Consider the following 16,305-nt stretch of genomic DNA (forward strand, 5'->3'; position numbering starts at 1 on the left):
TTATTTCTCAACTACAATAAATGAATTTTTAGCGCCAGGTATTGAACCGCTTACTACTAGTACATTTTGTTCTGCCAACACGCGTAAAACTCGTAAGTTTTCGATTTTCACACGCTCTCCACCTGTTCTACCTGCCATGCGCATACCTTTGAATACTCTTGAAGGCCAAGAGCAGGCACCAATTGAACCAGGGTGTCTTGCTCTGTTGTGCTGACCGTGCGTTTGACCACCAACACCAGCAAAATTATGGCGCTTAACAACTCCTTGAAAACCCTTACCTTTTGAGGTACCTACCACATCTACAAATTCTCCTTCATCGAAGATTGACACATTTACCTCAGCACCTAACGTGTAAGAAGCAACATCATCTTCTCTGAATTCTACCAGCTTCTTCTTTGCGGTAGTATTTGCTTTAGCAAAGTGACCAGCAAGCGCCTTGCTTGTTCTTTTTACTTTCTTCTCTCCGTACCCAAGCTGCACAGCGGTATAACCGTCTGTCTCCTGCGTTTTAACCTGAGTTACTACGCATGGTCCTGCTTGAATCAAAGTACAGGCCACGCTCTTCCCATCAGGAGTGAAGAGGCTTGTCATTCCGATTTTCTTACCGATAATTCCAGGCATTCTACTTTTTTATTTAAACAATTAACACTATATCCCACTCGGGATTATTTAGGGAGTGCAAAGTTCTATATTTAATTTTTATTTTACAAGCTATCCTAAATTATTTGTTCTCAGTTACTAATGTTCTTTCTGCTTATTACCTGCTTTTACTCACTTTTTATCTTTTTTACTTTCATTTCTTTATTGTATCCTCTGCACATCTACTTTTTTATATCACCCTTCATGTTTTTTTCTTACTCTATTTCTTTTCTTACTATTTTTTATATTAAATAATTCGCAATAGATTAAGTCATAGTAGTCTCTATTTAGATGGATTACCAACTCTTGCTATATCTTTTTCAATGTTTTTTTTTCACTATCACCTTTTCTGTTTTCCTTCCGCATAAAAAAAGGGAGAGGTTTCCCTCTCCCTTTTTTGTTCATTTGGTCTCTATCAAACTTTGATTTCGACGTCAACTCCACTTGGCAATTCAAGTTTCATCAATGCATCTACTGTTTTTGATGAAGTAGAATAGATATCTACTAATCTCTTGTAGGTGCAAAGCTGGAATTGCTCTCTCGCTTTTTTGTTCACGTGTGGTGAACGTAAAACGGTGAATATATCTTTTTCAGTTGGCAACGGAATGGGACCACTTACGATCGCACCAGTTGCTTTTACCGCTTTCACGATTTTCTCTGATGATTTATCTACCAGATTGTGATCGTAAGATTTCAGTTTGATTCTGATCTTTTGATTCATTCTATTTCAACTATTTCGCTGTTCCTTTAATTTTTGCGATAATCCCATCTGCCAAGTTCTGTGGTACCTGCTCATAATGTGAGAAAGTAAGAGAGGCAGTTGCTCTACCAGAAGTGATAGTCCGTAGATCTGTTACGTATCCGAAAAGTTCTGACAAAGGTACATCTGCTTTTACTACTGTAGATGTTCCTTTTGTATCCATACCTTTCATGATACCTCTTCTTCTGTTCAAGTCTCCTGTTACTGGACCAGTATATTCATCTGGAGTAACTACGTCAACTGCCATGATTGGCTCAAGTAACTTTGGAGCACATTGCTTTCCTGCTTCTTTGAACCCTTGACGAGCTGCTAATTCAAAGGATAATGAGTCAGAGTCTACATCGTGGAATGAACCGTGGAACAAACGCACTTTCATAGAGTCAACTGGGAAACCGGCTAAAATACCGTTCTTCATCGCCTCCTCAAACCCCTTTTGAATAGCTGGGATGAATTCTTTTGGAATCACACCACCAACAATAGCATTTTCAAATAGAAGGCCTTGCTTGTCATCATCACGTGGTCCAATGTTGAACACGATATCTGCAAACTTACCACGTCCACCTGACTGCTTCTTATACACCTCTCTGTGTTCAACAGTTTTGGTGATTGTTTCTTTATAAGCTACCTGTGGTGCACCCTGGTTCAGTTCTACCTTGAACTCACGCTTCATCCGGTCTATGATGATCTCCAAGTGAAGCTCACCCATACCTCTTAGGATAGTCTGACCAGTCTCCTCGTCCGTGTTGACCTGTAACGTTGGATCCTCTTCAATAAGTTTGGCTATCGCCATACCCATTTTATCAGAGTCTGCCTGAGTTTTAGGCTCTATTGCATATCCAATTACTGGCTCTGGGAAATCCATTGATTCCAGTACAATTTTTGCGTTCTGGTCGCAAAGTGTATCGCCTGTCTTGATATCTTTGAATCCTACTACCGCTCCAATATCACCAGCGCTCAGTCTTTCAATCTGATTCTGCTTATTTGCGTGCATCTGGAAGATGCGAGAGATACGCTCTTTGTTATTTGAGCGGGTATTGTATACGTAAGATCCTGACTCTAATACTCCAGAGTAAGCACGCACGAAACATAGACGGCCTACATATGGGTCTGTCGCAATTTTGAAAGCCAGACCTGAGAAAGGCTCAGATTCGCTAGGCTTACGCTTCACTTCTTCCCCAGTATCTGGGTTAGTACCAATGATGCTTTCCTTGTCCATTGGAGATGGGCAAAGTGCCATCACATAGTCAAGCATAGTTTGCACACCCTTGTTCTTGAATGAAGAACCGCAAAGCATTGGCACAATAGCCATATCAATGGTTGCTTTACGTAGAGCATTCAGAATCTCTTCTTCTGTAATAGAGTTTGGATCATCGAAGTATTTCTCCATCAATGACTCATCATACTCTGCTACCGCTTCTAAAAGCTTTTCTCTGTATTCTTCTGCCTCTTCAATCATATCGTCAGGAATTGGCACTTCGGTAAAGGTCATCCCTTTATCATGCTCATTCCATTCAATACCTCTGAAGTTTACTAAGTCAACAACGCCTCTGAAGTTATCTTCAGAGCCTATTGGCAACTGAAGTGCAACGGCGTTACTTCCTAGCATTTCTTTCACTTGTTTACACACTGCAAGAAAATCAGCGCCAGAACGGTCCATTTTATTAACGAAACCGATACGGGCTACTTTGTAATTATCTGCTAGTCTCCAGTTTGTCTCTGACTGCGGCTCAACACCGTCAACAGCGCTAAACAAGAACACTAAACCATCTAATACACGAAGAGAACGGTTTACTTCTACAGTGAAGTCAACGTGACCTGGTGTATCAATAATATTGATATGGTATTTGTCACCTCTGTACTCCCAGTTAACTGTTGTAGCAGCAGAAGTAATGGTAATACCTCTTTCCTGCTCCTGCTCCATCCAGTCCATGGTGGCAGCTCCATCGTGCACCTCTCCTATCTTGTGGCTAACGCCCGCATAGTAAAGAATACGCTCTGTAGTGGTTGTCTTACCGGCATCAATATGCGCAGCAATACCAATATTTCTTGTATATCTTAAATCTCTTGCCATTACTAGAATCTGAAATGTGAGAAAGCTTTATTGGCTTCTGCCATTCTGTGAGTATCATCTTTTTTCTTCACAGCTGCGCCTTCTCCTTTGGCAGCCGCAATGATTTCGCCTGCCAGTTTATCCATCATTGTTTTTTCACCTCTCTTGCGAGCATAGGTGATCATCCATTTAATTCCAAGAGAAATCTTTCTATCCGGACGCACTTCAGTAGGCACCTGGAAAGTTGCACCACCCACACGGCGGCTTTTCACCTCTACACCTGGCATGATATTGTTCAATGCTTTCTTCCAGGTCTCAAGACCGTTCTCCTTAGTTCTTTTTTCAACTAAGTCACAAGCATCGTAAAATATCTTGTAAGCCACACTCTTTTTACCGTCTACCATTAGGTAGTTTACGAAACGGGTAACTAGAGTTTCTTTGTATTTTGGATCAGGAAGAAGAATTCTCTTCTTTGGTTTCGCTTTTCTCATTGTCTTAACTCAATTATTTTTTCTTACCGCCTTTACCTGCAGCTGCTGCTGGTTGACCTGGCTTCGGACGCTTAGCTCCGTACTTAGAACGGGACTGCAGACGGCCATTAACTCCAGCTGTATCCAGAGCACCACGGATAATGTGATATCTTACACCTGGTAAGTCTTTCACACGACCACCTCTGATTAGCACAATAGAGTGCTCTTGCAGATTGTGGCCTTCACCCGGAATATAGGCATTGACTTCTTTGCCGTTTGTCAAACGCACACGAGCCACTTTTCTCATTGCAGAGTTTGGCTTTTTAGGTGTGGTTGTGTAAACGCGCGTGCACACGCCACGTCTTTGTGGGCATGAGTCAAGGGCTGGGGATTTAGACTTAGATGTTAGCTTCTCTCTTCCCTTTCTTACTAATTGTTGTATAGTAGGCATTTACTAACTTTTTAAACTGATTTCTCTCTTCAAAAAATGGTTTGCAAAGGTATAAAATAAGCTTTGCAAATTCAAAGTTTTAATTCATTAATTATTAATGGCTTATGCTTCACCAACAGTTCCTCCAAAATTCAGAGGAAAGCTAGGGGCCTCTTGCGTCTGCTTGATCACCCCAAAACTTTGCTCATACTTTTGGATGTTTTCCTCCAAAGCAGCCAAGAAACGTTTGGCATGCTCTGGAGTAATCACCACTCTTGATTTTACTTTTGCCTTTGGAATACCCGGCATGAGCCGAATAAAATCTATCACAAATTCGCTGTGGGAATGCGCAATCATAGCTAAGTTAGCATATTCTCCTTCCGCTATTTCCTCTGTCAGCTCTATATTGATCTGATTTTGTTGTTCTGCTCCGGTCATCTTATTTTTCTTGCAGTTCGCCTTGTTTGGCTCTGGTACTAGCTTGTCTGCTGGCAGTTAAGGCTTCATATTCATCCTTTGAACCAACAATCAATTTAGTGTACTCACGCAGACCTGTACCTGCTGGTATTAAGTGTCCTACAATTACGTTTTCTTTCAGACCAAGTAACTCATCTGCTTTTCCTTTGATAGCTGCTTCGCTCAACACCTTCGTAGTTTCCTGGAAGGAAGCTGCAGAGATAAAGCTCTGTGTACCCAATGAAGCTTGTGTAATACCTTGTAAGGTTGGTCTAGACACTGCTGGTTGAGCATCACGGACTGTTACTAAGCGTAAGTCACGGCGTTTCAAGCTGGAGTTTTCATCACGCAGACGACGAGCTGTCACAATCATACCTGGTTTCATGGTAGATGAGTCTCCTGCATCTTCCACTACTTTCATGTCAATGATCATGTCATTCTCTTCCATAAACGTTACTTTATCAACCGTCTGGTTTTCCAGGAAGCTGGTATCACCTGGGTCGATTACGTTTACTTTCTGCATCATCTGACGAACCACTACTTCAATGTGCTTGTCATTGATCTTCACCCCTTGCAGACGGTATACTTCCTGTATCTCGTTCACTAAGTATTCCTGCACAGCACCTGGACCCTGAATGTTCAGGATGTCATTTGGAGTAATGGCACCATCTGACAGTGGAACACCGGCACGTACGAAGTCATTATCTTGAACCAGGATGTGCTTGGATAGAGGCACCATGTACTTCTTCTTCACACCGTCTTTAGATTCAATGTAAATTTCACGGTTACCGCGCTTCACACCGCCATATGTCACTACACCGTCTATCTCACTCACTACCGCTGGGTTAGATGGGTTACGAGCTTCGAAAAGCTCAGTAACACGTGGAAGACCACCCGTGATGTCACGAGTCTTACCAATGGCACGTGGTATTTTAGCAATGATCTGACCCGCTTTGATACGCTGACCATCTTCCACTGTTAAGTGAGCTCCCACCGGAATGTTGTATCCTTTTGGCTCTCCATTGGTTGGGTTTACTACTATTGCAGGGTTCTTGGTCTTATCTTTGGTCTCTATGATTACTTTTTCACGGTGACCTGTTTGCTCATCTGACTCCTCACGGTATGTTACACCATCCAAGATTGAGTCGTATGCAATGGTACCATCAAACTCGGATAAGATGACCGCGTTGTATGGATCCCAGTTACACAATTCGTCTCCTTTGGCTATGGTCTGTCCTTCTTTCACAACAAGGAATGAACCGTAAGGAACGTGGTTGCTGATTAACAGCTTACCTGTTGTCGGCTCCACTATCTTCACCTCGCCTGAACGACCCATAACTACTTTTACAGGCTCGCCTTCAGCGTTGGTTGTTTCAATAGTACGAACATCTTCAAATTCTACCACACCGTTGAATTTAGCACGGATAGCTGCATCAACGGCAATGTTAGAAGCTGTACCACCCACGTGGAACGTACGAAGTGTCAACTGAGTACCTGGTTCACCAATTGACTGGGCTGCAATAACTCCTACTGCTTCACCTTTCTGCACCATTCGTCCAGATGAAAGGTTACGGCCGTAGCACTTGGCGCAGATACCACGCTTGGTTTCACAAGTAAGTACTGAACGGATTTCTACACTCTCAATAGCAGTGTTCTCAATGGCACGTGCCACTTCTTCCGTTATTTCACTTCCTGATTCCAGTATCAGATCTCCAGTCAGAGGATCGATGATGTCGTGAACATTTACACGACCCAGGATACGCTCAGACAGAGACTCAACGATATCTTCATTGTCTTTCAGTGCGCTCACTTCCAGACCACGCAGTGTACCGCAATCTTCTTCGTTTACTATAACGTCTTGAGAAACGTCTACTAAACGACGGGTAAGGTATCCCGCATCCGCTGTTTTCAAGGCTGTATCGGCTAGACCTTTACGAGCACCGTGGGTAGAGATAAAGTACTCAATTACATCCAGGCCTTCTTTGAAGTTAGAAAGAATTGGGTTTTCAATGATCTCCCCTACTGAACCCTGTAATGATTTCTGAGGCTTAGCCATCAGACCACGCATACCACCTAACTGACGGATCTGCTCTCTTGAACCACGGGCTCCTGAGTGCATCATCATGAAGATAGAGTTGAAACCTTGGTCGTCTTTCTCAAGACGGCTCATCAATGTTTCAGTGATCTGGTTGTTGATACGGGTCCAGATATCAATTACCTGGTTGTAACGCTCATTATCTGTGATAAGACCCATTGAGTAGTTTGCCCAAACAGCATCTACATCTTTTTTGGCCTGACCTACCAAGATATCTTTCTCTTTCGGAATTACGATGTCACCAAGTCCCATAGACAGGCCGCCTTTATAAGCAGACTGGAAACCTAGAGTTTTGATATCATCTAAGAACTGAGCAGTTCTCGCCATACCTGTTACTTTGAACACACGAGAGATAATCTGCTGTAGTTTCTTTTTAGAAAGAAGCTCGTCTACATAACCTACTTCTTCTGGTACGAATTGGTTGAACAGTACACGACCAGCAACCGTTTCTACCAATTTTGTTTCCAGTTCGCCTTTTTCATTCAGCACTTTCACGCGCACTTTGATGAACGCATGCTTAGACAAGCGACCTTCATTGATAGCAATGATAACCTCTTCTGCGCTGTAGAATGACATGCCTTCACCAGCAATTTTCTCATTCTCAGTTGAGCGCTTTCCTTTGGTCACGTAGTATAAGCCTAATACCATGTCCTGAGATGGTACCGCAATTGGGGCACCATTCGCAGGGTTCAGGATATTATGCGATGCCAACATCAACATAGAGGCTTCCAAGATAGCAGCAGGTCCTAGAGGAACGTGCACCGCCATCTGGTCACCGTCAAAGTCGGCGTTAAATGCTGTGGTTACCAACGGGTGTAACTGAATCGCTTTTCCTTCAATCAGTTTTGGCTGGAAGGCCTGAATACCTAATCTGTGGAGTGTAGGGGCACGGTTCAATAGAACTGGGTGTCCTTTCAGTACGTTTTCCAAAATATCCCATACCACCGGGTCTTTTCTATCTACGATCTTCTTCGCAGATTTCACCGTCTTCACGATACCGCGTTCAATAAGCTTGCGGATAATGAACGGTTTGAAAAGCTCAGCTGCCATGTTCTTAGGAAGGCCGCACTCATGCAGTTTCAGCTCTGGACCAACCACAATCACGGAACGACCAGAGTAGTCAACCCGCTTACCTAATAAGTTCTGACGGAAACGTCCTTGCTTACCTTTCAGCATATCAGAAAGTGACTTCAGGGCACGGTTTCCTTCTGCACGTACAGCGTTCACTTTACGTGAGTTGTCGAACAAAGAGTCTACCGCCTCTTGAAGCATACGCTTCTCGTTCCGTAGAATTACCTCTGGCGCTTTGATCTCTATCAAACGCTTCAGACGGTTGTTCCGGATGATCACGCGACGGTACAAGTCATTCAAGTCAGAAGTAGCAAAACGGCCACCATCCAAAGGAACTAACGGACGCAATTCTGGTGGAATTACTGGCACCATTCTGATTACCATCCACTCCGGCTTATTCTCAATTCTGGTTGAAGCGTCACGGAATGCTTCTACCACACGAAGACGCTTTAATGCCTCTGCTTTACGCTGCTGAGAAGTCTCATGTGCAGCTGAGTAGCGTAGGTCATATGAAAGGTCATCTAAGTTGATGCGCTCCAAAAGCATCTGTAGTGCTTCAGCTCCCATTCTCGCGATGAACTTGTTTGGATCATTATTGTCCAACATCTGGTTCTCACGAGGCAGCTTGTCGACCATGTCCAGATACTCATCTTCTGTCAGGAAGTCTAGCACGTTTACACCGTCTTCCCCTAAGATACCTGGTTGAATCACCACATACCGCTCATAATAGATAATCTGATCAAGCTTCTTTGTTGGTAAGCCCAGCAGATATCCAATTTTGTTTGGCAATGATTTGAAGTACCAGATATGTGCTACCGGTACAACTAATTCAATATGTCCCATGCGCTCACGGCGCACTTTTTTCTCAGTTACTTCTACCCCGCAACGGTCACAGATAATCCCTTTGTAACGGATTCTCTTGTATTTACCGCAGTGGCACTCCCAGTCCTTTACCGGTCCAAAAATCCGCTCGCAGAACAAACCGCCCATTTCAGGTTTATAGGTTCTGTAGTTAATGGTTTCCGGTTTAGTTACTTCACCGTTTGATCTTTCCAGAATTGATTCTGGAGAAGCCAAGCTGATCGTAACTTTAGAGAAGTCCTGGATTAATTTTTTATTTCTTGCTAACGCCATGTTATGTGTTGCTAGATATGTAAAATTCCTTTTTACTAAGCCGCTCTTCTAACGTGTAAGAGGGAGATTTCAGAAAGTGGCGTTTTTGGCCTCTTTTTCTGAAATCTCCTTCAAAACAGCTTTTTAGTCCAGCGTAATCTCCAAGGCTAAGCCTCTGAGTTCGTGAATCAACACGTTGAAAGACTCAGGGATATTCGGTTTCGGCAACACGTCACCTTTTACAATGGCTTCGTATGCTTTGGCACGACCAATCACGTCGTCAGACTTCACCGTCAGGATTTCCTGTAGTACGTTAGCGGCACCAAAGGCCTCCAACGCCCACACTTCCATCTCACCAAAACGCTGACCACCAAACTGGGCTTTACCACCCAACGGCTGCTGCGTAATAAGTGAGTATGGTCCGATAGAACGAGCGTGCATTTTATCGTCAACCAAGTGACCCAGTTTCAGCATATATATGACACCTACTGTTACTGGTTGGTCAAATCTATCACCTGACAGACCGTCGAATAAATATGAACGTCCGAATTTAGGCAAGCCTGCTTCGGTCAACTCTGCTGATACTTGCTCTTCTGTGGCACCGTCAAAGATTGGTGTAGCATATGTACGTCCTAATCTTAAGCCGGCCCAGCCAAGAACTGTTTCATAGATCTGACCGATGTTCATCCTTGAAGGTACCCCTAGTGGGTTCAACACGATGTCCATTGGTGTTCCGTCTTCCAGGAATGGCATGTCTTCTTCACGAACAATACGGGCTACCACCCCTTTGTTACCGTGACGGCCCGCCATCTTATCACCTACTTTCAGCTTACGCTTCTTAGCTATATAGACTTTAGCCAACTGAACAATACCTGCTGGTAATTCGTCACCAACTTCTAAAGTAAAGCGGTCGCGCTTGAAGCGGGCAGAGATCAAGTTGCGGCGCTTGGTGTAGTTCTTCACCAGTTCCAACAACATTTTGTTCGTCTGCTCATCAGCGGTCCAACCTTCCAGAATCAAGTCTTTGAACAAGTTCACCTCTTCCGGAACAGCGTAGTTGCTTTCGTCTTTGTAAGGGTTTTTGTCTGGGAAGAGGGCATCAGTGATATTCTTCTTACCGAACTTAGCACCTTTTGTCAGTATTTCATCTCCGAAACGGTGACGTACTCCCTGACTGGTTTTGCCATCAAGCAATTCAACCAGCTTCTCAATCATCACGTTTTTCACGGCTTTGAGTTCGCTGTTGTATTTTGCCTTCAGGTCTTCTACCTCTTTCTTAGCTTTCGCACGGAGGTTTTTATCTTTCTTAGGACGAGAGAATAATTTCGTCTCAATCACCACACCATTCAATGATGGCGGCGCTTTCAAGGAAGCATCCTTCACATCACCGGCTTTGTCACCAAAGATGGCACGTAAGAGTTTTTCTTCCGGAGTTGGATCTGTCTCTCCTTTAGGAGTGATTTTACCAATCAAGATATCACCTTCACGTACTTCAGCACCAATGCGGATGATACCATTCTCATCTAAGTTACGAACTGCTTCTTCGCTAACGTTTGGTATTTCGGAGGTTAATTCCTCTTCACCACGTTTTGTCTCACGAACTTCCAGTTCAAACTCTTCAATGTGAATAGAAGTAAAGATGTCATCTCTTACTACCTTTTCAGAGATTACAATCGCATCTTCAAAGTTATACCCTTGCCAAGGCATGAAGGCTACCTGTAGGTTTCTACCTAGGGCTAACTCTCCTTGGTTCGTGGCATATCCTTCGCACATAGGTTGGCCTTTGGTTACCCGCTGACCTTTCTTCACTATTGGAGTAAGGTTAATGCAAGTATCCTGGTTTGTACGACGGAACTTGATCAAATCATAGGTCACAAATTCAGCATCAAAGCTCACCAGTTTTTCCTCATCAGAGAGGTCATACCGAATGATGATCTTATCTGCATCAACAAAGTGTACTACTCCTTCACCTTCTGCACGTACTAAAGCTCTTGAGTCAAGCGCTGCTCTTGCCTCCAAACCTGTTCCTACAATAGGAGCTTCGGCTTTCAACAATGGCACTGCCTGACGCTGCATGTTTGATCCCATCAAGGCACGGTTCGCATCATCATGCTCCAAGAATGGAATCAATGAGGCAGCAACCGACACAATTTGGTTAGGTGCAACGTCCATATAGGTATAGCGCTCTGGCTCTACTACTGGGAAGTCACCCTCAAAACGGCCTTTTACTTTGTCATTTACAAAGTTTCCGTTTTCATCTATCACAGCGTTGGCTTGAGCGATGTGGTGCGTATCTTCTTCTTCAGCAGTCAGATATTTTACTCCAGAGGTCAACTCTACTTTACCCTCTACCACATTGCGGTAAGGGGTTTCAATAAAGCCCATGCTGTTTACGCGAGCGTGCACACACAGAGAAGAAATCAAACCAATGTTTGGTCCCTCTGGAGTTTCAATGGTACAAAGACGACCGTAGTGGGTATAGTGAACGTCACGAACCTCAAAACCTGCTCTTTCACGAGAAAGACCTCCTGGCCCTAATGCAGACACACGGCGTTTGTGTGTGATTTCTGCCAGCGGGTTCGTTTGGTCCATGAACTGAGAAAGCTGGTTTGTTCCGAAGAAAGAGTTGATTACAGAAGAAAGCGTACGCGCGTTGATCAAATCAACTGGCTTAAATTCTTCGTTGTCTCGCACGTTCATACGCTCCTTAATGGTTCTAGCCATACGGGCCAGACCTACACCAAACTGCGCATACAACTGCTCACCTACCGTTCTTACACGGCGGTTGCTCAAGTGGTCAATATCATCCACAACCGCCTTAGAGTTGATCAGACCGATCAGGTATTTTACAATCAGAACAATGTCCTCATTGGTTAACACCTTTGCATCCCAGTTATGCTCTAAGCCAAGCTTCTTATTGATACGGTAACGTCCTACATCACCTAAATCATAACGCTTGTCACTGAAGAACAATTTCTGGATAATATCACGGGCTGTTTCTACGTCTGGCGCCTCTGTATTTCTCAGTTGGCGATAGATTTGTTCTACCGCTTCTTGCTCTGAGTTTGAGTTATCTTTTTGTAACGTATTGTAGATAATGCTGAAGTCAGCAATATTTACATTCTCACGGTGCAGGATGATTGACTGTACCCCTGAATCAAGGATCAAGTCAACATCATCTTCTGTTACCTCAGAGTCACGCTCTAAAACAACTTCATTTCGGTCAATAGAAACTACTTCGCCAGTATCTTCATCTACGAAGTCTTCTGTCCAAGTTCTAAGAACTCTTGCAGCTAATCTTCTACCTACTATGTTCTTCAGGTTTTTCTTGTCAGCCTTTACTTCTTCTGACAACCCAAACAGGTCTAAGATATCTTTATCTGTTCCATACCCAATGGCACGCAACAAAGTAGTTACTGGAAACTTTTTCTTACGATCTATGTAAGCATACATGACGTTGTTAACGTCTGTTGCGAACTCAATCCAAGAACCTTTAAAAGGAATAATTCTGGCAGAATATAATTTGGTTCCGTTAGTGTGTTTGCTTTGCGCAAAGAACACTCCTGGTGAACGGTGTAGCTGAGAAACAATAACACGCTCGGCGCCATTGATTACAAATGATCCTTTCTCAGTCATATAGGGAATATTCCCCAAGAAAACCTCTTGCTCTATCGTTTCAAAGTCTTCATTATCGGTATCGTTACAGATAAGGCGGAGCTTTGCTTTTAACGGAACAGAGTAGGTCAAGCCACGGTCTATACACTCATCTACTGAGTATTTTGGTGGGTCAACGTGGTAATCTACGAATTCCAGAACGAAATTTTCTCTTGAATCAGAGATAGGAAAGTTCTCAGCAAACACTTTGAAAAGTCCTTCTTCTGTCCGGTTTTCGGCTGCAGTTTCCAACTGGAAAAAATCCTGGAAAGACTGCAATTGCACATCCAGAAAATCAGGGTAATCAATTACTGACTTAATGGAGGCAAAATTTATCCGCTCTGTCGATTTACGTGTAGCCAAAGTTGTCAGATTTTTACGTTAAAACTTTGTTATGCCTAAAGAAGTTCTTTTAGGCATTTTTATGCTAGAAAATCATTTCTAGGTACAAACAGGAAAAGACCTGACTAAAATGCCAGGTCTAACCCTTAGTGGTAATGGAAGGTGTGTGAGATTACTTAACCTCCACTTCAGCACCAGCCTCTTCCAATTGCTTCTTCAATGAATCTGCTTCATCCTTAGCAACACCTTCTTTCAATGGTTTTGGAGCACCATCAACTAGTTCTTTTGCTTCTTTAAGACCAAGACCAGTCAATTCTTTCACTAGCTTCACAACTGCTAGTTTAGAGGCACCAGCTGACTTAAGGACAACATCAAAAGATGTTTTTTCCTCAGCAGCAGCTCCGGCGTCACCACCGGCAGCACCAGCTACCATTACTGGAGCAGCAGCTGCTGGCTCAATACCATACTCATCCTTAAGAATTGTAGCAAGTTCATTAACTTCTTTTACAGTTAAGTTAACCAACTGCTCAGCGAATGCTTTCAAATCTGCCATTTTTATTAGTAATTAAAAGTTGTTTTAAAATTAAAATTATTGTTCTCTCTCTGATAATGTTTTAACCAAACCGGCCAATGTATTGCCACCGCTCTGAAGGGCAGAAATAACATTTTTGGCAGGTGATTGAAGAAGGCCGATGATTTCGCCCAGTAACTCTTCTTTAGACTTGATTTTGCTAAGTGCATCTAACTGCTCTTCTCCTACATAGATGCTGCTATCAATATAGGCACCTTTCAGGAGTGGCTTTTTGTTACCGCCCTTACGGAAGTCTAATAATAGTTTTGCTGGAGCGTTACCTGTAGTAGCTTCAAATAAAAGTCCTGAAGAACCTTTCAAAGCTACATCCAATGCTGAAGTATCAACATCTAAGGTATCTAAAGCTTTACGTATCAGAGTGTTTTTGTACACTTTATACTCAATGCCTCTATCAAAGCAAAGTCTTCTGAATTTATTGATAGTAGCTACTGTCAACTCAGAAGCATCTGTGATATAAACGAAGGAGTTTTGAGCTAATTTCTCACTCAGGTCACGTACAATGATTTCTTTCTCTTCCCGTGTCATCTATTAGTCTCGTTAAATTGAGTTTTTATCTACTGCCACACCAGGACTCATTGTGCTTGACAATGTGACGCTCTTAATATAAGTTCCTTTTGCAGAAGAAGGCTTCAAGCGGTTAAGAGTGGCAATCACTTCAGCCGCATTTTCAGCTAACTTGTCAGGACCGAAAGATACTTTTCCGATGCTAGTGTGAATGATACCAGTTTTATCAACTTTAAAGTCGATTTTACCCGCTTTCACTTCCTTCACTGCCTTGGCTACATCTGTAGTTACAGTACCTGCCTTAGGGTTTGGCATCAGGTTACGTGGACCTAAAATACGTCCCAGTCTACCTACTTTAGCCATTACCGCTGGCATTGTGATGATTACATCAATGTCAGTCCAGCCTTTTTCAATCTTCTGGATGTATTCGTCTAATCCTACATAGTCAGCGCCAGCAGCTTTTGCTTCTTCTTCTTTGTCAGGAGTACAAAGTACTAATACACGAACATCTTTACCTGTTCCGTGGGGAAGGGTAACTACCCCTCTTACCATTTGATCAGCCTTACGCGGGTCAACACCCAAGCGTACGTCAATGTCAACTGATGCATCAAACTTAGTGAAGGTGATTTCTTTCACCACACCTGCTGCATCTAACAAAGAGTACTCTTTTTTGGGATCGTACTTCGCTAAGACTGCTTTTCTGTTTTTAGAAATTCTAGCCATTTGCTTTTTAATTACTCACTCCAAGGAGCAGTTCCTTTAACTGTGATACCCATGCTACGAGCGGTACCTGCTACCAATCTCATGGCTGACTCAACTTTGAAAGCGTTTAAGTCAGGCATCTTGATTTCTGCGATTTCACGAATCTGATCCCAAGTAACTGAACCTACTTTGTTACGGTTCGGCTCTTTAGAACCATTTTTGATTTTCGCAGCATCCATCAACAACACCGGAGCCGGAGGAGTCTTAATTACAAAGTCAAATGACTTATCAGTGTAAATTGTAATCAAAACTGGGCATACTTGGCCGGCTTTATCCTGGGTTCTAGCATTGAATTGCTTACAGAACTCCATGATGTTCAAGCCTTTTGATCCAAGTGCAGGTCCTATCGGCGGTGCTGGATTAGCGGCGCCTCCCTTTACCTGAAGCTTCAGATAACCTTTTATTTCTTTTGCCATTATTAATTATTACTACTGTTCTTTTTCTACCTGCATGTAGTTCAGCTCTACCGGAGTATTCCGTCCGAAGATCTTCACCATTACATTTAATTTCCGACGCTCTTCAAATACTTCCTCTACAGTTCCAGAGAATCCATTGAAAGGCCCGTCCATCACTTTTACTGTCTCACCTACTATGAATGGCGTTTCCAGTGTTTCAACCTCTTCGGCAGTTTCATCTACTTTACCGAGGATCCTGTTCACCTCGCTCATTCTCAATGGAACAGGCTTGGTTGAGGTATTTCCAGAACCAGCTCCTAAAAAACCGATTACTCCTGGAGTACTGGTAATCAAGTGCTCCACTTCACCATTTGAGATATCAGCAAACACCAACACGTAGCCCGGAAAAAAGCTGCGTTCTCTCACGCGTTTTTTTCCGTTGCGCATTTCATATACTTTTTCTGACGGTATTAGCACCTGCGGCACCATTTCCGTAAGATTATGACGAGCTACTTCGTTTTCTAGATAAGATTTCGCTTTCTTCTCCTGACCCGAAACAGCCCGCACTACATACCATTTTAAGTCTGCCATGTCAGCCGCTGTTTTTTAGAACTGGTTGTAAAACCAAGTCAAGCCATTGTCGTAAACGTAGTCCATAGCACCCACAACTACAGCAAATACTACTGAGCCTACCAACACAAGAATTGAGCTCTTTTGAAGCTCAGGATACGTTGGCCAGGAGACCTTGTAGCGCATCTCCTCTACTGTATTGTTGAAAAATTTACTCAGCTTTTCCATTCTGATGCTAATTACTTCGTTTGCACGGGAGGTAGGACTCGAACCTACAACCAATGGTTTTGGAGACCACTACTCTACCAATTGAGCTACTCCCGTAAAAAAATGCACGCCATTGTTGAAATGGAGTGCAAATGTATTAACTCTTTTTAAAAAAAACAAATCCGCCCCACTACT

At 43.1% G+C, this 16,305-nt stretch carries 14 protein-coding genes and 1 tRNA gene; all 15 read right to left on the reverse strand.

Annotated features, from left to right (window positions below; all coding sequences use genetic code 11):
- The 15 genes from rplC to A8O23_RS05930 all read right to left on the reverse strand — a co-directional run bounded on the left by rplC (position 1) and on the right by A8O23_RS05930 (position 16,227).
- Positions 1–621, reverse strand: a complete 621-nt coding sequence (gene rplC / locus A8O23_RS05860; RefSeq protein WP_066618010.1) for a 50S ribosomal protein L3 — start codon at positions 619–621, stop codon at positions 1–3.
- 433 nt (positions 622–1,054) lie between these two features.
- Positions 1,055–1,360: a 30S ribosomal protein S10 gene (gene rpsJ, locus A8O23_RS05865; protein ID WP_048919298.1), complete on the reverse strand. Its 306-nt coding sequence runs from the start codon at positions 1,358–1,360 to the stop codon at positions 1,055–1,057.
- Between the two features lie 10 nt (positions 1,361–1,370).
- Positions 1,371–3,470, reverse strand: a complete 2,100-nt coding sequence (gene fusA, locus A8O23_RS05870) for an elongation factor G (protein WP_066618012.1) — start codon at positions 3,468–3,470, stop codon at positions 1,371–1,373.
- A 2-nt stretch (positions 3,471–3,472) separates the two neighbouring features.
- Positions 3,473–3,940, reverse strand: a complete 468-nt coding sequence (gene rpsG / locus A8O23_RS05875; protein WP_066618015.1) for a 30S ribosomal protein S7 — start codon at positions 3,938–3,940, stop codon at positions 3,473–3,475.
- A gap of 13 nt (positions 3,941–3,953) precedes the next feature.
- On the reverse strand, positions 3,954–4,370 hold the full coding sequence (rpsL, locus tag A8O23_RS05880; protein WP_066508603.1) for a 30S ribosomal protein S12: 417 nt from the start codon (positions 4,368–4,370) through the stop codon (positions 3,954–3,956).
- 102 nt (positions 4,371–4,472) lie between these two features.
- On the reverse strand, positions 4,473–4,787 hold the full coding sequence (locus A8O23_RS05885) for a DUF3467 domain-containing protein (RefSeq protein ID WP_066618021.1): 315 nt from the start codon (positions 4,785–4,787) through the stop codon (positions 4,473–4,475).
- A 1-nt stretch (position 4,788) separates the two neighbouring features.
- Positions 4,789–9,105 carry a DNA-directed RNA polymerase subunit beta' gene (gene rpoC / locus A8O23_RS05890; RefSeq protein ID WP_066618024.1) on the reverse strand — a complete coding sequence of 1,439 codons (4,317 nt, stop codon included), beginning with the start codon at positions 9,103–9,105 and terminating at the stop codon, positions 4,789–4,791.
- 123 nt (positions 9,106–9,228) lie between these two features.
- A complete protein-coding gene (rpoB, locus tag A8O23_RS05895; RefSeq protein WP_066618027.1) occupies positions 9,229–13,101 on the reverse strand; it encodes a DNA-directed RNA polymerase subunit beta in 3,873 nt (1,290 codons plus the stop codon).
- Between the two features lie 151 nt (positions 13,102–13,252).
- On the reverse strand, positions 13,253–13,633 hold the full coding sequence (gene rplL / locus A8O23_RS05900; RefSeq protein ID WP_066618030.1) for a 50S ribosomal protein L7/L12: 381 nt from the start codon (positions 13,631–13,633) through the stop codon (positions 13,253–13,255).
- 36 nt (positions 13,634–13,669) lie between these two features.
- On the reverse strand, positions 13,670–14,197 hold the full coding sequence (rplJ, locus tag A8O23_RS05905) for a 50S ribosomal protein L10 (RefSeq protein WP_066618032.1): 528 nt from the start codon (positions 14,195–14,197) through the stop codon (positions 13,670–13,672).
- A gap of 12 nt (positions 14,198–14,209) precedes the next feature.
- Entirely contained in the window at positions 14,210–14,899 is a 690-nt protein-coding gene (gene rplA / locus A8O23_RS05910; RefSeq protein WP_066618034.1) for a 50S ribosomal protein L1, read from the reverse strand.
- 11 nt (positions 14,900–14,910) lie between these two features.
- A complete protein-coding gene (gene rplK, locus A8O23_RS05915; RefSeq protein ID WP_066618039.1) occupies positions 14,911–15,354 on the reverse strand; it encodes a 50S ribosomal protein L11 in 444 nt (147 codons plus the stop codon).
- A 12-nt stretch (positions 15,355–15,366) separates the two neighbouring features.
- Positions 15,367–15,924 (reverse strand): transcription termination/antitermination protein NusG, encoded by a 558-nt coding sequence (nusG, locus tag A8O23_RS05920; protein ID WP_066618041.1) that lies wholly within the window; start codon positions 15,922–15,924, stop codon positions 15,367–15,369.
- A 15-nt stretch (positions 15,925–15,939) separates the two neighbouring features.
- Positions 15,940–16,131, reverse strand: a complete 192-nt coding sequence (gene secE / locus A8O23_RS05925; protein ID WP_066618043.1) for a preprotein translocase subunit SecE — start codon at positions 16,129–16,131, stop codon at positions 15,940–15,942.
- A 23-nt stretch (positions 16,132–16,154) separates the two neighbouring features.
- A tRNA-Trp gene (locus A8O23_RS05930) sits at positions 16,155–16,227 on the reverse strand.
- Between the last annotated feature and the right edge of the window lie 78 nt (positions 16,228–16,305).

This window comes from Rufibacter roseus, from assembly GCF_001647285.1.
GTDB lineage: Bacteria > Bacteroidota > Bacteroidia > Cytophagales > Hymenobacteraceae > Nibribacter > Nibribacter roseus.